The organism is Neoalteromonas flava (genome assembly GCF_002807685.1).
In the GTDB taxonomy this organism is placed as follows: Bacteria; Pseudomonadota; Gammaproteobacteria; order Enterobacterales; family Alteromonadaceae; genus Alteromonas_E; species Alteromonas_E flava.
Map to the genome: position 1 here is coordinate 829,759 of NZ_PEAX01000003.1, position 15,676 is coordinate 845,434.

Consider the following 15,676-nt stretch of genomic DNA (forward strand, 5'->3'; position numbering starts at 1 on the left):
CTCATTCCTTACAATCTGAGCTTAAGCAAGTAGTTCATTTGGCTTGGCCATTACTGATCGCACAGCTTACGCAAATGCTTATGGGTGTAGCAGATACCATGATGGCCGGTCGCTATTCAGCAAATGACATGGCTGCAGTGGCTATTGGGTTTAGTATTACCACGCCAATTCTGATGTTTATCCAAGGTATCGCTTTGTCAATTCCACCGATTATTTCGCGGCTAAATGGCGCAGGTGAAACTGATAAGATCGCGAATGCCACCCAGCAAGCGATTTGGAGTGTGCTTAGCATTAGCTTATTGGTGTACGTTTTACTCGTATTTATCGAGCCATTATTAGCACTGGTACCAATGGCTGACGAACTGCGTGTTATCACCATTGAATATGTGACCTTTGTATTATGGTCTGCTCCTGCATTTGCTCTTTATCAGGGGGCGAGAAACTTTTGTGAAGGTTTAAATCAGACGCGGCCAACCATGCTAATAACGTTGCTCGGATTGATGATCAATATTCCAGCTAACTACGTGTTTATTTATGGTGGGTTTGGCCTACCTGCCATGGGCGGGGCTGGATGCGGTTTGGCAACTGCACTGGTGTTCGGGATGATGATGATCGCGACACTTCTGTACGCCAACAACAGTAGAACACTGCGTCATATTTATCTCTTCAGGCAGCTTGTTAAGCCTAATATCAGTGAAATGATAGCGTGCATTAAAATTGGCTTACCGATCGCAATGACAATCCTGTTTGAAGTTACGTTATTCTCAGTTGTCGCGTTACTACTTGCTCCTTTCGGGGCCATAACGGTGGCAGCCCATCAAATCGCACTCAACTTTTCCTCATTGATGTTTATGTTTCCGCTGAGCATCGGCATGGCAGTATCAATTCGCATCGCTTATTTAATTGGGCATAGACAGCCCAATAACGCGCGATTGGCGTTAAAGTCGGCATTAATACTCGGCCTGACCATCGCTATCTTCACAGCATCATTAACCGTGCTGTTACGCTACTTCATTCCTACACTGTATACGCAAGAACTGAGCGTTATCAATTACGCAGCACCGCTACTTTTACTTGCTGCGTTATTTCAGTTTTCCGATGCGATCCAAGCGATATCGGCTAACGCACTACGCGGTTACAAAGATACGACAGCTATGTTTTTGATCACATTTACCGCTTATTGGTTGATCGGGTTGCCTATGGGACTGGTACTGGCATTAACTGATTGGATTGTTGAACCACTCCAAGCGCGAGGCTTTTGGATGGGATTTATTATCGGCTTAAGTTGCGCTGCGATTATGCTAGGTTATCGAGTATCGATTATTCAGCGCCGGATCCAGCAGCAACTTTAGTTGATGTTTTTACCGCATCATTAAGTGCTTTTAATTCGTCCTCAGTCAGATATCGCCATTGCCCGGGAGCCAATCCTTTCAAACTAATGTGCATAATACGCTTACGGATCAAGCGTTTTACTTCATAACCAAGATACTCGCACATACGCCGGATTTGTCGATTCAACCCTTGCGTAAGCACTATTTCAAAACCATTTTGACTCACTGCTTTAACTTCGCACGGATTAGTGATGGTATTTAAAATGGGTACACCACTCGCCATTCTCGCGATAAATCTTGGATTGACCGGTTTGTTTACCGTTACCCGATAAACTTTGTCATGGGCATTTTCGGCGCGCAAAATTTTATTTACGATATCACCGTCACTGGTGAGTAAAATCAAACCTTCAGACGGTTTATCCAATCGACCGATAGGGAAGATCCGCGTTTTCTTGTAACCGATGGCATCGATAATATTTCCTTTGACCTTTCGCTCGGTGGTACAAATAACGCCGACGGGCTTGTGATAAGCAATATAAACGCGGTCACTTTTATCTTGCTTCACCGCACCTATCGGTTTGCCATCGACACAGACACGATCGCCAACAGTCACCTTGGTGCCAAGCTCAGGTACCTTGCCATTAATTGTTACTCGCCCAGCGGCGATCAAGGCGTCTGCTTCGCGGCGCGAGCAAAACCCTGAATCACTGATGAATTTATTTAGACGTTTAGGCTGCAAAACTTAGCCGATGTAAAGAAAAATCACGGGCATTTTGCGTGAGGCAGCGGTTAAGGTCAATGGATTGCGTCTAAAACCATGCAGGCAATACAGAGGCGTGTTACGCTAATTAGGTATATAAGCGAATAAAGCCCGTCTTATATTGTAAGAGTTCCATTACTTTTTAAGCGCGCCTACAGGAGCCTATGTTTTCTCTCGACACCTTTATCAGCGTCTTTTTGGCGGCATTTTTTTCCATCGTTGCAGGCTTTTACCTATGCAGTATTGCCTTACGTAAACGCCAATTTAAGCAATCTGCGCTAGTCGATATGGGCACGCGTTATTCACTGCACTGGTGGAATCATCTTACCTTCCGTATCTTTCGCATTAGCATATGGGGGATCTGCGTACTGCGCTTATTTTACCCCACAATCGACGACGTATTACTCCTCTTCACCACCTTCCCTAAGGTACTAAATTTATTTGGTCTCTTGTTACTGACTGGCGGCTTTACGTTAACCATTATTGCTCATCAGCAAATGAATGGTAGCTGGCGCAGCGGCCTCGATAGACAGAAGCTCACTCCATTAATTACGCACGGAGTATATGCTAGGTCAAGAAATCCCGCCTTCATTGGCGTCATGGCTGGCCAGCTTGGTTTTTTTCTAGCGTTACCCTCAATGTTCACTCTGCTTTGCCTGTGTATTGGGAGCATCGCCATTCTGATCCAAACTCATTTGGAAGAACGGCATCTGCTTTTGCAGCACGAAAATATATATCGAGATTATCAAAATCACGTACCGCGATGGTTTTGACCATTAGCTTCAGCGTCTTCTTGCTCGCGTTGCTCATCGGTTTTCCATGCATCACCAATTCGCGCAATATCTTCATCGAAACTTTCGTTTAGCTCCCACGGATAGCTTTTCTCGATAAATTTCGGATCACGCCGATGCCATACAATAGCACTTAAGAAACCAGCTACGGCGCCAAAGAAATGGTACTCGTAGGAAATTCCGGGCTCGCGCGGGAATATAGTCATAACCATCCCTCCATACATAAAGAAGGCGATCATCATTAACACCACTGAACGTTTATCGCGGCGAAATATGCTCACCGTAAATAAAAAGAAAAACAAACCATGAGTTATACCGCTTGCCCCTAGGTGCGTTGCTGAACGGGCAAAGAGCCACACACCTATGCCGGATAACAACCATATCGCAACGATTACCCGTCCGCGCGTTTTGGGATAACCATATAGCAGCATCGTCAGCAAGCAGATAAGCGGTAGTGTGTTATTAAACAAGTGCTCATAACTACCATGCACCAAAGGCGCTGTCAGGACCCCATATAGTGAATATACATTCAACGGTTGTAGTCCAAGAACACCTTGATTGAGGCTAAAAAGAACTACCGCAGAATGAATGACCCACAACAAAGCAGTCAAACCTGTTGCGGTTAAGATTGCATTTTTCATTCATACGCTCAGAAAAGATTATGTTCTTAGAGATATAATTACGAAAACGGCAGACACAAGTCGCTTGTTAGATTACCTGACGATGGCATAGAGCTTTCGGTTCTGAAATAACTTAGTGAGACTGCGTTAGCCGCTTAATTGCGTCACCTAATCCCTCAAGAGTCAGTGGATACATGCGCTGGTCCATCAAATCATTTATGATCTGTACCGACGCATAAAAATTCCAATGAGCCTGGGATTGTGGGTTGAGCCAAACACAATGGCTAAAATGCTGGGTGATCCGACTTAGCCATGCTGCACCTGGCTCTTCATTCCAATGCTCAACGCTACCACCAGGATAGGTAATTTCATAGGGACCCATGGTCGCATCACCGACGAATATGACTTTATAATCGCGCCCGTATTTATGCACAATTTCGTATACCGACAATCGTTCTTTGTCGCGTCGAGAGTTGTCTTTCCACACATCTTCGTAGATGCAATTATGAAAGTAAAAATACTCTAAATGTTTAAACTCCGTATGCACCGCTGAAAACAACTCTTCACATTGCTGGATATAAGCATCCATAGAACCGCCAATGTCAAAGAACATCAGGACTTTTACCGCGTTATGACGCTCAGGCGTCATATGAATATCCAATAATCCACCGTTTTTAGCCGTCGCGCCAATTGTCTCATTTACGTCAAGTTCTTCACCCGCTCCCGTGCGCGCGAACTTACGTAGTTTTCTCAGCGCCATTTTTAGGTTACGCGTACCCAATTCAGTATCGTTAGATAGGTTTCTAAACTCACGTTTGTCCCATACTTTTACTGCGGAGAAGTTGCGATTCCCATCCTGCCCAATACGAATACCTTCGGGGTTATAGCCATTGGCACCAAATGGCGAAGTTCCTCCGGTACCAATCCATTTATTTCCTCCTTGATGCCGCTTTTGTTGTTCCTCTAACCGTTGCTTGAGCGTCTCCATTAACTTATCCAGACCGCCCATCGCCTCTATTTTTTTCTTTTCTTCCTCACTGAAGTATCGGTTCAATGCGTTATTCAGCCAGTCATCTGGGATTTCAGTATTAAATAAATCAATACTTTCGACGCCTTTAAAGTAATCTGCAAAAGCGCGATCAAACTTATCGAACTGGCTTTCATCCTTTACCATGATCACACGCGCTAAATAATAGAAGCCTTCCATATCGGCGTATACAACATGTTGTTCTAACGCATTTATAAGGTCGAGTAACTCGCGCAGACTTACCGGTAAGCGGTATTTTTTTAACGTAAAGAAAAAATCAACTAACACTAGCGACGCGCCATAAAGACTAGTTTTTCAAATAAGTGAATATCCTGCTCATTTTTCAACAATGCCCCATACAGTGGTGGGATTGACGACTTTCCATCTTTTGTCTGCAAGGCTTCAGGTGGAATATCTTCCGCAACCAATAACTTTAACCAGTCCAAAAGCTCTGACGTTGATGGTTTCTTTTTTAAACCTGGAATTTCACGCAAATCAAAAAAGGCACGCAGCGCTTCATCAATCAGTCGCTGTTTGATATTGGGATAATGCACATCAATAATTTTGCGCATTTCATCCGCATCCGGAAATTGGATGTAATGGAAAAAACAACGGCGCAAAAATGCATCTGGTAATTCCTTTTCGTTGTTTGAAGTGATGATCACTATTGGTCGTTGCGATGCCTTGATGGTCTCTTGTGTTTCATAGACAAAAAACTCCATCTTATCTAACTCGAGCAACAAATCATTGGGAAACTCAATATCAGCCTTATCGATTTCATCAATCAACAATATAGGGCGCTGTGCAGCGGTGAACGCCTGCCATAGTTTACCCTTGACGATATAGTTGCGGATATCGTGCACGCGCTCATCGCCTAATTGTGAATCGCGTAGACGTGAAACCGCATCATATTCATATAACCCCTGCTGCGCTTTAGTAGTCGACTTAATGTGCCATTGGATAAGTTGAGTTCCGAGACTACTTGCTAATTGCTCTGCCAACATCGTTTTACCGGTACCGGGCTCACCTTTAACTAAAAGCGGCTTTTCCAAAGTAATTGCAGCATTAACTGCCAATTGTAATTCTTTACTTGCGATATATTCGTCGGTTCCGGTAAAACCCATGTAAAACCTCATTAATTGTTTGTGCTGAGAAAAATTCTATAAGTTATAGCAAAAAAGCACCTTGCTTTTTTAGCTATCATACCAATCCTGTGGTTATTATGTTACGCAAAGAATTAACGCCTTGTTCACATTGTGTCTAAAATTAGCGTTGATTTACGAATAAGTGCATCTAATGCTCAAACTAAAACCTTAATAAGCAAACGCTGTTGGGAATCAGATTGGATGTTAGGAGCGCAGCGATTGGAATACGCAAGGTCGATTCCTTCGCCATTTAACAGGCTTTACTACAAGCTCAAGAGATTAGGAAAATTATGAAAGTCTTTGAAGATAACTCGCTTGCGATAGGTAACACTCCATTGGTTAAGTTAAACCGCGTTACAGGCGGCAACGTGTACGCAAAAATCGAATCACGCAATCCAAGTTTTAGCGTGAAGTGCCGAATTGGCGCAAATATGATTTGGGATGCAGAAAAGCGTGGCGTTTTAACCAAAGACAAAGAAATTGTTGAGCCTACCAGCGGCAACACCGGGATTGCGCTTGCCTTTGTTGCTGCCTCTCGTGGCTACAAGCTTACTCTAACCATGCCTTCTAGCATGTCCCTTGAACGTCGTAAGTTACTTAAAGCATTGGGTGCAAACCTCGTACTAACCGAGGCGCCGAAGGGCATGAAAGGTGCGGTGGCTGCGGCTCAAGAGATTGTGGATTCAGATCCCAGTAAATACATTTTATTGCAGCAATTTGATAACCCTGCCAACCCTGAAATTCATGAGAAAACGACAGGGCCAGAAATTTGGAACGACACTGATGGCAAAATTGATGCTTTCGTCGCTGGCGTTGGAACAGGCGGTACCATCACAGGAGTGAGTCGCTACATTAAGAATACCCAAGGCAAAGCAATAACATCTGTTGCCGTTGAGCCTACAGATTCACCGGTCATCACTCAAGCTAAAGCCGGCCAAGAACTGACCCCAGGGCCACATAAAATCCAAGGCATCGGCGCTGGTTTTATTCCAGGTAACTTAGATTTGGACTTAGTTGACGAGGTGGAACAAGTCACTAACGAAGAATGTATGGAAATGGTCCACCGCTTGATGAAGGAAGAAGGTATTCTAGCCGGTATCTCTTCTGGCGCTGCTGTTGTGGCAGCCAAACGGTTTGCTGAACGCCCGGAAAATAAAGACAAAGTAGTGGTTGTACTGCTAGCCAGCGGTACTGAACGTTACCTCAGTAGCCCGTTATTTGCCGGTCAGTTCACCGACGCGGAAGAAGTCCAATAACGCGGCTAAATGCAGAAAAATCAATGATTTTTAAAGGAAGGCTGACACCTTCCTTTTTTTGTGTCTACAATAAGGGATAACAAGAAAAGAGATATCCCGATGAAGCTTCACAAAGCCTTAGTACCCGCTCTAATGCTTTTTACCCTTTTCGCTTGCAGCGAAGTCAAGCAAGGTGAAGGTGTTGGTAAGTACGGCATGATGGCCGACAACACACCCGAATACGCAGCTGTAATGTTTATGCACAGCATTTATCGTGATCCTTCGATTGATGCAGCATTAGCATTAAGCTCAGAGCGTATGTCGCGCCTGCTTAATAATTATCGTACCAACCGCAACGTACAACGACATGTCATCGGTTTAATGTATGACCAAGTTGAAGTCAGCCCCGAAGGCAGTGACAGTGTCGGTCGAACTGAGTTTGCTGACAGTGCCGAAGTCACGTTGTTTTTTACCGGTTTTTACAACGACGATAAGATTGATGAGTTACGGACAGTCGAACTAATCAAAGTTCGCGGTGATTGGAAAGTTGACAAGATCGAAGCAGATCCGTTCTTATAGCGGCAATTTTGTCATCATCTAACAGTTGTATGGACGATTATTACTTGTGTTTTTCTACAAAAAATGCAAATTTAACATTTAATTAACATGATGTAGGTAGGAGCATTAGATGAGCGAAGATTTTCGTATTCCCCGCAGCGCGGACAATGACTACAGTGACGAGTGGGCGGAAAAACGTCGCGCGTTTCTAAAGGAAAAAACTGGCGCCGAGCTTACCCATACGGGTCAATACTCGATCAGTACTGACACACTGCCGGGCAACATTGAGAACTTTATCGGCATCGTGCAGATGCCAGTGGGTGTAGCAGGCCCAGTTCAAATTAACGGTGAGCACGCGAACGGGCTGTTTTACGTACCGCTAGCAACAACTGAAGGTACATTGGTTGCCAGCTACAGCCGCGGTATGCGAGTTATCAATGAATGTGGCGGAGTTAAAACTACTGTTGTTGAGCAATTTATGCAACGTGCTCCGGCGTTCATTTTTGCAGATGCACGCGAAGCGCGTGAGTTTGGCCAATGGGTGTGTGACAACATGGACGGTATTTGTGCGGCAGCAGAAAGCACAACCAGTATCGGTAAATTAAAACACATACACCAATGGTCGGTAGCACGCATTCGTTATTTACGCTTCAACTACACTACCGGTGATGCTGCAGGCCAAAACATGGTAGGTAAAGCCACATTAGCCGCCTGTGAGTGGATCAAAGCGAATTATCCAGGCAAGTGCTTATATTTACTTTCGGGCAATATGGATACCGATAAGAAACATTCACATCTAAACGTTTTGCATAGCCGTGGTAAACGAGTCATTGCAGAGATTACATTAAAGAAAGAAGTCCTCGAACGTATCATGAAAGTAGATACCAAGACCCTTGCAAAAGCCTCCGTATTGGCTAATACCGGTGCGATGATGGCGGGTGCAGCTTATAATGGCCCGCACAGTGCAAATGGTATTGCCTCGCTATTCATTGCCACTGGGCAAGATGAAGCGAACGTGGTTGAATCTCATGCAGGTTTGCTGTCGCATGAGCTACTGGATAACGGTGACTTCTACATGGCAGTTACCCTCCCCTCACTGATTTGTGCTACTTATGGTGGTGGTACTGGATTACCAACTCAAAAAGAATGTCTAGAGCTTTTGGGTTGTTACGGCAAAGGCAAAGCCAACAAACTGGCTGAGATCGTTGCTGCAACAGTTTTAGCAGGTGATATATCACTGGCTTGTGCGGTAATCGCTGGTCATTGGGTATCAAGCCACGATAAGTACGGCCGTAACCGCACTTAACTAGCCATTGCGCCTTAAACACCAACGCCGACTTAGGTCGGCGTTTTTTGTGCTAAAAATATTCATTCCACTGTTTACAGTTATATCTTCTAAAGGCCTGTCTGTGTAACTTTCGGCGTTAGTTCAAAAGATTTTAATACGCTAACAGCCCGGATCACAATATGGAAACGTATCATGCCAGGCGTTATTGATCCTTAGGCACAAAAACCGGCTCTGCAATAGTTTCATAGGAGCTCGGTTTATCAATCGCTTGTGCAATCAGGCTTTGAGGTAACAAAGGTTGCTCGAGTAAAGCTGCAAAATATTCAACATCGGAAAACGTAGGGTCTAACCATGGCAGCAATGTTTCCACTGATTGTGGCAACATCAGTGGACTGGCTTTTTGGTGATAATGAGCGATTTTAGGGTGCGCAGGTGTGGTAATAATAGAGAAACTGACTTGGCCCTGAGGCCACTTACGATAAAGACCACCTAATACAATACAATGCCCTGCTTCTGCTCTAAAGTCAGTATATTGAACACCTTCAGCAGTCTTTTGACTTTCACCAAACCCCGTCACCATGACTAAACAGCGTTGCTGTCGAAAAGAATGATAGCCTGCACTTCCTTTGACATTCAGCTTATCTGAACGAGTATTAAACGATGTATACCGGCTTGGTTTAAAACTGGAGCTACCATCTTCATTACGCACTTTATCAAGCAGCAACCACCAGGTTGCAGAGCACCACCTGGGTTGAATTTGATCTTGCAGTAGTATCCACACGTTTTGCGCAGCCCTGACAAACCGCTCAGGAGACGGATTTGGCGCAAAGGGTAACCCAAGCTGTTCGCACAAGCCACGCACGGCTTCATCGTCAGTAACATTTAAGCGACCACACATAGCATGCCTCCCAACAATAATGGTGTTAGAACAGTACAGGCAACATTTAGCCCCAGTATTTTGGGTTGAATATTAAAATCACTTAATTTATTGAGGTTAATGGCAACCGCACAGCCAAGGAGCATCGGTATTAAGCCAATAAACGCAATTATAGGAACAGCTAAAAGCAAAAGGCACAGCACTAGGCAAGCAAGGCTAAGTAAAAATTCAACAACATAGGTAATAACACAAACGGATAACGTATTGTCGATCACCCAATGATTGCGACCTATTGCGGCATCCGCAGCGCGATCAGGGAATTGATTAAGAAGCAACAAATTATTACTTAAACCAGCGATTGCCAGAGCAGCAAACAGTATGGCTAATGACTGCTCTTGCGCTATAGCCAGAAAGCTACCATATAAAACCACTAATCCAAACCCCAAGCCGGGAGCAATAAGACATAAAAGAGGATGCTGATTAATGAGTGGAGTATAAGTAAATATTAAAACGAGCCCCAAAATACCAAGGCCCGCTAAAATCAGCGATTGCGATGATGTTATCCATAAATAAAACCCGACCGCAGCGCCTACTAGCGCACAAAAAATAGCAAAATAAAGGGCTATTCGAGGACTAAACGCCTCCCGTTGCAATGTTCCACTACCGCCACTAAAGGGGGTTTTATGGGTAATGGTATCAAGCCCAGAAATATGATCACAATATTCATTGTGGGCATTGACCGCCATGTGTGCTGCCAGAGCAGCTACGCCGACTAACGCGAATCGCACCCAGTCGATAAGCTGAGCCATCGCATTAAGAAGCCCGGCCAGAAACAGCAACAAACTGACCACCAAAACCAGAAATGGCGGTCTAGATACACCAATTAATAGTTGTACCATTGCGAACGACCTTTCATTAAGGGTACAGCTGTTAGGTTTATCTTAATCGTCCTCTCCATCAGACAACAAATGTTTTGGTAGCTGTTTTGTCGGTTGCACGCCCATGCTTTTAAATTGTTCTACTTGACGTAATAAGTTCCCCTTGCCGCTACTTAACTTATTAAATGCCGCATCATAGGTCTTACTGGTTGTTTCCAATGACTTACCTAATTTTTCCATATCATTGATAAAGCCACTGAATTTGTCGTACAACTTTGCCGCCCGTTCGGCAATTGCTTGTGCATTTTGGTTTTGATATTCGTATTGCCAAATATTATTGATAGTGCGTAGTGCGACTAACAAATTAGTTGGGCTAACCAGCATGATATTATTCGCAAGCGCATAACTGACGATCTCAGGGTCGCTATCTACAGCCAATAAGAATGCCGGTTCAATCGGAATGAACATCAGTACGTAATCGAGAGTTTTCACCCCCTTTAAATTTTGATAATCCTTTTTACCTAAACCCTTAATGTGCGCGCGCAATGAATTAACATGCTGCTTCAGAAAATCTTTACGGTGCTGCTCATCATCCGCGTTATGGTAGGCCTCATAGGCTACCAACGAAACTTTGGAATCGATAATAATGTCTTTTTCATTGGGAAGATGAACAATAACATCAGGTTGTCTGGCGCGCCCCTCTTCCGTCATAAGCGAAGTTTGTGTATCAAACTCAGAACCTTCACGCAGGCCACTTTGCTCCAGAATTTTTTCCAGGACGACTTCCCCCCAGTTGCCTTGTTGTTTGTTATCTCCCTTTAAGGCGCTGGTTAAAGCATTGGCTTCTGCGGTAATGCGCTGATTAAGCTCTTTTAAGCTTAGTATTTCAGTTTTCAAAGAAGCTCGCTCTTGCCCCTCTTTTATATACGCATCTGAAACTTGTTTTTTAAACCCTTCAATTTGTTCTTTTAAGGGTGCCAAAAGGCCATCGAGACCGCTTTTATTTACCTTTGCAAAACTTTCGCTTTTTTGTTCAAAAATACGATTTGCCAGATTTTCAAACTGAGTTTGCATGCGCGCTTCAGCCTGCTGCAATAATTCTAGTTTTTCTGCAGCAGCTTGCTCGTTAGCCAGCAAAGTCGCTATTCTCGACTCATAGTGCGCCTTTTGTTGCGCTTGCTGTTCGCGGACATCATCCAACGTTCTGATCAATTTTTGATATTCAACTTCAACTTTTTCGTAACCCGCACAACGCTGGGTGAGTTGGATCACTTGGTGCTCAAAATTGTTCGCCGCTTGACGGATATTGTTCAGATCCTCAAGCTGTTCTTCCCGTTGTGTCAGTTGATCCTGTAAGCGTTCTAATTGCCACTGTTGCTGGGCATATTTACTGCGTGATTGATATCCAAATACGATAAATCCAATAAGCAAAAGTCCGACAGCGGCAAACACAAGTCCGGCTTGCAAAAATGATATTTCGAACACAAAGTCTCCTAATAAAAAAGGCAAGCCAGCGCTTGCCTCATCCAACGATTAAGCTTTTAATTTGCTGTCCAGTTCAGCGATCTTAGCTTTCCATATTGCAGGGCCGGTTTGGTGTGCATTGTTGCCATCACTATCCACAGCGACAGTTACCGGCATATCTTCCACTTCAAATTCATAAATTGCTTCCATTCCAAGATCTTCAAATGCCACAACGCGCGCTTTTTTAATCGCTTTAGAAACCAAATAAGCAGCACCACCAACGGCCATGAGATAAACAGATTGATGCTTCGCAATGCTATCTACCGTCGCTTGACCACGTTCCGCTTTGCCGATCATGCCAAGAATACCGGTTTTCTCCAGCATCATGTCAGTGAATTTGTCCATGCGCGTGGCAGTCGTAGGCCCTGCTGGCCCTACAACTTCGTCACCGACTGCATCAACAGGGCCTACGTAATAAATAAATTTATTCGCGAGATCAACGCCTTCAGGTAAACCCTCGCCGCTCTCTAACATGGTTTGAATACGCTTATGAGCGGCATCTCGACCAGTGAGCATTTTGCCTGACAAAAGAACGGTCTCTCCCACCTTCCACTCTTTGACATCTTCTTTAGTCACAGTATCTAGATTAACACGGCGAGTATTTTCACCCACTTCCCAAGTCACTTCAGGCCATTCTTCAAGCTTGGGCGCACGCAATTCAGCAGGCCCACTGCCATCCAAGACAAAGTGCGCATGGCGAGTGGCAGCACAGTTGGGGATCATTGCAACTGGTTTAGACGCCGCATGCGTCGGTACCGACTTAATCTTAATATCCACGACTGTTGTTAGGCCGCCTAAGCCCTGCGCGCCAATGCCCAAATTATTCACTTTTTCGAAAATATCCAGACGCAACTTTTCTTCTGTTGTTTGCGCGCCACGCTCCATGAGTTCTTGGATATCAACGGGATCCATTAGGCTTTCTTTGGCTAACACTGCGGCTTTTTCTGCCGTTCCACCGATGCCTATGCCCAACATTCCTGGAGGACACCAACCGGCTCCCATGGTGGGCAGGGTTTTTACTACCCATTCCGCAATATCATCGCTAGGGTTCAACATCACCATTTTAGATTTGTTTTCTGAACCACCGCCTTTAGCCGCAATCATAATTTCAACATTTTCACCTGGTACAGTATCAATATGGACCACCGCTGGTGTGTTGTCCTTGGTGTTTTTTCGTGCACCTGCTGGATCAGAAACAATCGATGCGCGTAACGGATTATCTGGATTCAAATAAGCACGGCGTGTCCCTTCATCGACCATTTCCTGAATCGTCATGTCCGTTTTATCCCATGTAACGCCCATCCCGATCTTAACAAAACAGGTAACGATCCCGGTATCCTGACAAATAGGGCGTTTACCCTCAGCAGACATTCTTGAATTAATCAGTATTTGCGCCATTGCATCTTTTGCGGCTTGGCTTTCTTCCTTAATATAAGCCTGCTCTACCGCTTTAATGTAGTCCAATGGGTGGTAATAGGAGATAAATTGCAGGGCATCTTCAATACTATCAATCAAATCTTGCTGACGAATTACAGTCATGGTGTCCTCTGTACTCAGTGGTTAAATCACAAAATTTCATGGTGAATTAGATTAGGCAAACAGTATACTACCTTGAACGGTGGTATTGCACTAACTGCACCTAAGACTTAAGTAGAAAATGGATAAAAAAGCGTACATCATCAGCCAATTAGATATCCCCTCAGCATTCTCTGCTGAAACCCTGTTTGCCCATTTTTCCGAGCAACCATGGTCAATGCTTTTTGACAGTGCTGGTCACGCTGACGAGGATAATCGTTTTGATATTTTACTGCACTCACCAGTGAAAACGATTGTTACGACTCAAACCACGACCATAATTGCAGATACTGACGAAAACAACGAAGATGTTTCAGAAAATGATCCCATCACCATTGCACAGAATACGCACCGAGACTTTGTTGAAAATATTACGTTTAATGACCCAACGTTAGCGCAGCAATTACCCTTCTTGGTAGGGATCGCAGGTGCATTTAGCTATGATTTGGGTCGTCATTTTGAATACTTACCTACGCCTTTCGCGCATACTCTTGATTGCCCTGACATGGCACTTGGCGTATACGACCGCTCACTGATATATGATCGGTTAACCCAACGATGGTTTGAATGCCGACCAAAAAATTCCCCACCATTTCAGCTTCGTGACACTTTACCTGAATGGTCTGCATTTGAGTTGACAGAGCAATGGCGCGCAAATACCACTGAGCAGGAATACAAAAATAAGCTGGCTAGGATCCATGACTATTTAGTAGCTGGCGATTGCTATCAAGTCAATTTCGCCCAGCGATTTAGTGCCCGCTACGACGGCAGTGAATATCAAGCTTACTTGCGCTTACGCGAAGCAAACCGAGCGCCCTACTCAGTATTTATGCGCTTGCCGACTTGCTGTATCTTGAGTATTTCACCTGAACGTTTTCTTTCGGTTCAAAACAACCATGTTGAAACCAAACCAATCAAGGGTACGCGTCCACGCAGTCATGATCCTGTTGTTGATCAACGACTCGCCACTGAGTTATTAAATTCAGAAAAGGACCGAGCAGAAAATCTCATGATTGTAGATTTACTGCGCAATGACATTTCCAAACATTGTCAACCCAACTCGGTACAGGTTCCCTCCCCCTTTGCGCTTGAAAGCTACGCTGCGGTGCATCACATGGTGTCGACTGTTGTAGGTGAATTAAACCCAAGTTCTTCACCTTTTGAGTTACTACGCGATGCCTTTCCCGGAGGCTCGATTACCGGCGCACCGAAAGTACGCGCGATGCAGATCATCGATGAATTGGAAAATTCACCACGCAGTATTTATTGTGGCAGTATGGGCTATTTTGGCGCGCAGAATGACATGGATACGAGTATCTGTATTCGCACAGTGCTAGCGTGTAACGGTGAATTACATTGCTGGGCTGGTGGCGGGATTGTTTTAGACTCCGACCCAACCGCCGAGTATCAAGAGAGTCTGGACAAAGTAAATAAAATTTTACCGGTTTTACAATGACTGCCGATGAGTTTCTGACCCTGTTTCATCATACAAGACGCATAACTGCTGAAGCTGACTTTCCGTTGCGACATGCCGGCAAACCTGCTGGCGTACTGTTACCGCTAATCACCCATGAAAGTGGGCTTAACTTATTACTCACCCGCAGGGCTACTCATTTACGCCATCACCCCGGTCAGATAAGCTTTCCTGGGGGACGTCAGGAAGACGACGACACCGATGCTATCGCAGCAGCTTTGCGCGAGACACATGAGGAAATTGGTATCCCACCACAACAAGTCAACATTATTGGCCAATTGCCCGACTATAGGACGATCAGCGGTTACGTTATGCAACCAGTGATCGGGTTTGTCCCACCTGGCATCGACTTAACACTGGATGAAAACGAAGTCTGTAACGCGTTTGAAGTTCCTCTCGAGCATGTGCTAAACAAGGAAAACTATTTAATTCATTGGGTGAATCGGCAGCAGCGCAATATGCCAGTCTATTTTATTCCCTACGGTGATTTGTATATTTGGGGAGCGACCGCCGCTATATTGCGTACTCTAGCGAACCACATCTATGAGTAATTAAACCAGCACTACGTCGATTTATGCGTTTCCTCAACTTGC

General features: G+C 44.7%; 15 protein-coding genes. 7 read left to right on the forward strand and 8 right to left on the reverse strand.

Translation table 11 applies throughout. The features are described 5' to 3' along the window. The first annotated feature begins 38 nt into the window (after positions 1-38). Positions 39-1,352, forward strand: coding sequence for an MATE family efflux transporter (locus CSH92_RS09695; protein ID WP_276307863.1), 1,314 nt, complete (start codon positions 39-41; stop codon positions 1,350-1,352). Here the strand turns inward: CSH92_RS09695 and CSH92_RS09700 are convergent. Next, positions 1,321-2,070: a pseudouridine synthase gene (locus tag CSH92_RS09700; protein WP_100657383.1), complete on the reverse strand. Its 750-nt coding sequence runs from the start codon at positions 2,068-2,070 to the stop codon at positions 1,321-1,323. The two genes, CSH92_RS09695 and CSH92_RS09700, sit on opposite strands and share 32 nt — an antisense overlap. Positions 2,071-2,255: 185 nt before the next feature. Here CSH92_RS09700 and CSH92_RS09705 point away from each other — a divergent pair, with 185 nt between their 5' ends. Beyond that, positions 2,256-2,864 (forward strand): methyltransferase family protein, encoded by a 609-nt coding sequence (locus CSH92_RS09705; protein WP_100657384.1) that lies wholly within the window; start codon positions 2,256-2,258, stop codon positions 2,862-2,864. On the opposite strand, the gene CSH92_RS09710 is transcribed toward CSH92_RS09705, so the two are convergent. The 3 genes from CSH92_RS09710 to CSH92_RS09720 all read right to left on the reverse strand — a co-directional run bounded on the left by CSH92_RS09710 (position 2,843) and on the right by CSH92_RS09720 (position 5,653). Continuing rightward, entirely contained in the window at positions 2,843-3,523 is a 681-nt protein-coding gene (locus CSH92_RS09710; RefSeq protein ID WP_100657385.1) for a rhomboid family intramembrane serine protease, read from the reverse strand. The genes CSH92_RS09705 and CSH92_RS09710 overlap by 22 nt on opposite strands. Positions 3,524-3,635: 112 nt before the next feature. Next, on the reverse strand, positions 3,636-4,817 hold the full coding sequence (locus CSH92_RS09715) for a vWA domain-containing protein (protein ID WP_100657386.1): 1,182 nt from the start codon (positions 4,815-4,817) through the stop codon (positions 3,636-3,638). Continuing rightward, complete coding sequence (locus tag CSH92_RS09720) at positions 4,817-5,653, reverse strand: AAA family ATPase (RefSeq protein ID WP_100657387.1); 837 nt, start codon at positions 5,651-5,653, stop codon at positions 4,817-4,819. Before CSH92_RS09720 ends, CSH92_RS09715 begins: the two co-directional genes overlap by 1 nt. A gap of 311 nt (positions 5,654-5,964) precedes the next feature. On the opposite strand from CSH92_RS09720, the gene cysK reads away from it, so the two are divergent. From cysK to CSH92_RS09735, 3 genes are all read left to right on the forward strand, one after another. Beyond that, positions 5,965-6,930, forward strand: coding sequence for a cysteine synthase A (gene cysK / locus CSH92_RS09725; RefSeq protein WP_100657388.1), 966 nt, complete (start codon positions 5,965-5,967; stop codon positions 6,928-6,930). A 99-nt stretch (positions 6,931-7,029) separates the two neighbouring features. Further along, positions 7,030-7,488, forward strand: a complete 459-nt coding sequence (locus tag CSH92_RS09730; protein ID WP_100657389.1) for a hypothetical protein — start codon at positions 7,030-7,032, stop codon at positions 7,486-7,488. A 109-nt stretch (positions 7,489-7,597) separates the two neighbouring features. After that, positions 7,598-8,773 (forward strand): hydroxymethylglutaryl-CoA reductase, encoded by a 1,176-nt coding sequence (locus tag CSH92_RS09735; RefSeq protein ID WP_100657390.1) that lies wholly within the window; start codon positions 7,598-7,600, stop codon positions 8,771-8,773. A 184-nt stretch (positions 8,774-8,957) separates the two neighbouring features. On the opposite strand, the gene CSH92_RS09740 is transcribed toward CSH92_RS09735, so the two are convergent. The 4 genes from CSH92_RS09740 to CSH92_RS09755 are packed head-to-tail and all read right to left on the reverse strand — an operon-like array spanning position 8,958 to position 13,573. After that, positions 8,958-9,653, reverse strand: coding sequence for an SOS response-associated peptidase family protein (locus CSH92_RS09740; RefSeq protein ID WP_100657391.1), 696 nt, complete (start codon positions 9,651-9,653; stop codon positions 8,958-8,960). Beyond that, on the reverse strand, positions 9,638-10,531 hold the full coding sequence (locus tag CSH92_RS09745; protein ID WP_100657392.1) for a prenyltransferase: 894 nt from the start codon (positions 10,529-10,531) through the stop codon (positions 9,638-9,640). Before CSH92_RS09745 ends, CSH92_RS09740 begins: the two co-directional genes overlap by 16 nt. A gap of 42 nt (positions 10,532-10,573) precedes the next feature. Continuing rightward, positions 10,574-11,995, reverse strand: coding sequence for a DNA recombination protein RmuC (locus tag CSH92_RS09750; protein WP_240612770.1), 1,422 nt, complete (start codon positions 11,993-11,995; stop codon positions 10,574-10,576). A gap of 48 nt (positions 11,996-12,043) precedes the next feature. Further along, positions 12,044-13,573 (reverse strand): fumarate hydratase, encoded by a 1,530-nt coding sequence (locus CSH92_RS09755; protein ID WP_100657393.1) that lies wholly within the window; start codon positions 13,571-13,573, stop codon positions 12,044-12,046. Positions 13,574-13,691: 118 nt separating this feature from the next. Between CSH92_RS09755 and pabB the strand changes: the two genes are divergently transcribed. Continuing rightward, complete coding sequence (gene pabB / locus CSH92_RS09760) at positions 13,692-15,065, forward strand: aminodeoxychorismate synthase component I (RefSeq protein ID WP_100657394.1); 1,374 nt, start codon at positions 13,692-13,694, stop codon at positions 15,063-15,065. Further along, on the forward strand, positions 15,062-15,634 hold the full coding sequence (locus CSH92_RS09765) for a CoA pyrophosphatase (RefSeq protein ID WP_100657395.1): 573 nt from the start codon (positions 15,062-15,064) through the stop codon (positions 15,632-15,634). Before pabB ends, CSH92_RS09765 begins: the two co-directional genes overlap by 4 nt. The last annotated feature ends 42 nt before the right edge of the window (positions 15,635-15,676 follow it).

What these genes read in the sequence shown, in the direction of transcription:
- CSH92_RS09705 (WP_100657384.1), top strand. Translation starts at nt 2,256, where the DNA reads ATGTTTTCTCTCGACACCTTTATCAGCGTCTTTTTGGCGGCATTTTTT.
- CSH92_RS09710 (WP_100657385.1), bottom strand. Translation starts at nt 3,523, where the DNA reads ATGAAAAATGCAATCTTAACCGCAACAGGTTTGACTGCTTTGTTGTGG.
- CSH92_RS09720 (WP_100657387.1), bottom strand. Translation starts at nt 5,653, where the DNA reads ATGGGTTTTACCGGAACCGACGAATATATCGCAAGTAAAGAATTACAA.
- cysK (WP_100657388.1), top strand. Translation starts at nt 5,965, where the DNA reads ATGAAAGTCTTTGAAGATAACTCGCTTGCGATAGGTAACACTCCATTG.
- CSH92_RS09730 (WP_100657389.1), top strand. Translation starts at nt 7,030, where the DNA reads ATGAAGCTTCACAAAGCCTTAGTACCCGCTCTAATGCTTTTTACCCTT.
- CSH92_RS09735 (WP_100657390.1), top strand. Translation starts at nt 7,598, where the DNA reads ATGAGCGAAGATTTTCGTATTCCCCGCAGCGCGGACAATGACTACAGT.
- CSH92_RS09740 (WP_100657391.1), bottom strand. Translation starts at nt 9,653, where the DNA reads ATGTGTGGTCGCTTAAATGTTACTGACGATGAAGCCGTGCGTGGCTTG.
- CSH92_RS09745 (WP_100657392.1), bottom strand. Translation starts at nt 10,531, where the DNA reads ATGGTACAACTATTAATTGGTGTATCTAGACCGCCATTTCTGGTTTTG.
- CSH92_RS09755 (WP_100657393.1), bottom strand. Translation starts at nt 13,573, where the DNA reads ATGACTGTAATTCGTCAGCAAGATTTGATTGATAGTATTGAAGATGCC.
- pabB (WP_100657394.1), top strand. Translation starts at nt 13,692, where the DNA reads ATGGATAAAAAAGCGTACATCATCAGCCAATTAGATATCCCCTCAGCA.
- CSH92_RS09765 (WP_100657395.1), top strand. Translation starts at nt 15,062, where the DNA reads ATGACTGCCGATGAGTTTCTGACCCTGTTTCATCATACAAGACGCATA.